Source organism: Mesorhizobium sp. M7A.F.Ca.MR.148.00.0.0 (genome assembly GCF_003997735.1).
Taxonomy (GTDB): domain Bacteria; phylum Pseudomonadota; class Alphaproteobacteria; order Rhizobiales; family Rhizobiaceae; genus Mesorhizobium.
Genome location: NZ_RZTB01000465.1, coordinates 1 through 331, shown reverse-complemented (window position 1 = coordinate 331; position 331 = coordinate 1). Strand labels below are relative to the sequence as shown.

Annotated in this window: 1 protein-coding gene; it reads left to right on the top strand. The window is 64.0% G+C overall.

The window, feature by feature from the left end; genetic code table 11:
- The coding region (locus EOB49_RS34950) for a triose-phosphate isomerase (protein ID WP_164781990.1) at positions 1 to 331 on the top strand (331 nt) is incomplete at both ends.

Below are 331 nucleotides of genomic sequence, written 5' to 3'. Positions count from 1 at the left end.
GCGCCCAGAACATGCATTGGGCCGACGCGGGCGCCTGGACGGGAGAGATTTCGCCGGTGATGTTGAAAGACTGCGGGCTGGATGTGATCGAACTCGGCCATAGCGAACGCCGCGAGCATTTCGGCGAGACGGATGCGACTGTGGGACTGAAAACGGCGGCCGCTGTCAGGCACGGTTTCGTGCCGCTGATCTGCGTCGGCGAGACGTTGGCTGAGCGTGAATCAGGCCGCGCCGAGGCGGTGTTGACGGCACAGGTTCTGGGCGCGCTGCAAGAGCTGAGCGGCGATCAACTGAAGGGGGAAATCCTCTTTGCCTACGAGCCCGTCTGGGC